This is a genomic window from Nitrosomonas europaea (assembly GCF_900167395.1).
Classification (GTDB): Bacteria; Pseudomonadota; Gammaproteobacteria; order Burkholderiales; family Nitrosomonadaceae; genus Nitrosomonas; species Nitrosomonas europaea.
Window position 1 is genome coordinate 1 of the sequence record NZ_FUWK01000082.1, and the last position, 1659, is coordinate 1659.

Annotated in this window: 2 protein-coding genes; both read left to right on the top strand. The window is 45.2% G+C overall.

The window, feature by feature from the left end; genetic code table 11:
* Window positions 1–535 precede the first annotated feature (535 nt).
* Window positions 536–943: a lysozyme inhibitor LprI family protein gene (locus tag B5D58_RS13465; protein ID WP_198407849.1), complete on the top strand. Its 408-nt coding sequence runs from the start codon at window positions 536–538 to the stop codon at window positions 941–943.
* An 81-nt stretch (window positions 944–1024) separates the two neighbouring features.
* The gene (locus B5D58_RS13470) at window positions 1025–1477 is read left to right on the top strand and encodes a DUF3465 domain-containing protein (protein WP_011112910.1); all 453 of its coding nucleotides are present in this window, start codon (window positions 1025–1027) and stop codon (window positions 1475–1477) included.
* Window positions 1478–1659 lie beyond the last annotated feature (182 nt).

The window sequence follows — 1659 nt, forward strand, 5'->3', positions numbered from 1 at the left end:
GGGTAATCCCACCTCTTGGCAAGACCTGCTGTCAGATCAAATCTGAACTACTACATATGAAGCGTTAACTGATCATGGTAAAAATGTAAGCCCACCGCTAGCAGATCGTTTCAATTGGCTGACAGCAGCTCGTCACCTTCAAACATATAAATCTTTAAGAGCGCGCTTAAAGACAAATCTGTATTCTGTTTTATGTGAAGAAAACGAGGAATATTGGCGTCACTAGTTCCATATCGTCCTTCTTCGAAATCCGATACACACGGTTTCTTACTATCAAAACGGAAAAATAGAGCCTTTATCTGCTATCGTTCTACTCCACTTCGCGTCATGGCCAAAAAACAAGAAGGATCCACTTGAGTCTATTGACGTTGAAACCCTATTTTCCGAGTCTGAGGCTATGCGCATGCATATTGGATTACGGGAGTACCTAAAGAAATTCCCTGGATATGATGGTAAGACCTAACATGGCACTCAACCTTAATTTCTTCGGTTGCTGGATACTGCAGTAATAAAGCTGCGTAGCACCGATCAGCTCTTGCTGAACTTCAACAAAATGAATATTCGATCCGTTGTCTTTTTTGTTTGTGTGCTTTTATGTGCAATCGCGAATGCACAGACTCAAGCTGATCTCAATGATGATGCGTGTGGGGCGTATCAAGAAGCGGATAAAAAGCTCAATGCCATCTACCAGCAGCTCCTGGAGCAGCATAAAGACGATGCTAACTTCACAACCAGGCTACGCAAGGCGCAGCGCGCATGGTTGGCATTCTGGGATGCGGAGATGGAAGCTATTTATCCCGCTGATAACAAGCGTGAGGAATATGGTTCGATCTACCCAATGTGCAGTTGTTTGGAGCAGGCCGCATTGGTTAACCACCGTATTGAGCAGCTTTCGGGTTGGCTCACCGCGGAAGAAGGTGACGTGTGCAGAGGCAGCCGGTAAGTAAATCCAGCAAGTGCATTCAGCCGACCTATTTGCCTTTGCTTCGCGGCGTGGTTTAACTCATGAATTAGAAGTGACAACATGAAAAAACTCATATTTCTTGCGGTAGCAATATTTGCCGGCTATTCGTATCTCGGCAATCCGTACACATCAATACCAGACAGGCTCCAGCACCCAACTTTCTCGGAGAGCCAGAGTGGTACGGATGCAACGATTGCTGATGCTTTCTCGAATCGCAAGAGCAATCTGCAAATCTCCGGAGAAGGCGTTGTCACAAAATTGCTCCCGGACGACAATGATGGCAGCAGGCATCAAAAATTCATTATTTCCCTTCGTTCCGGTCAAACGCTTTTGATTGCGCATAATATTGATATCGCACCGAGAATAGGCTCCCTCAGAAAGGGAGATTCCATTCAATTTTCAGGGCAGTACGAATGGAATGAAAAAGGAGGGATTGTGCATTGGACGCATCAAGACCCAAACGGCTCTCACGTGGCAGGGTGGCTAAAACACAACGGACAAATCTATCAGTGATTGCTGCTAAGGAACCTCTGAAAAACTACCTGTGTTGCCATTTCTACGTTAAAAATAGGCTCAAAATGCTCATTTATTACGTATAAACTGTAGTAGTTCAGATTTGATCTGACAGCAGGTCTTGCCAAGAGGTGGGATTACCCGGTTTGATAGAGGTGCGAATCTTTATCAACCAAACGCGA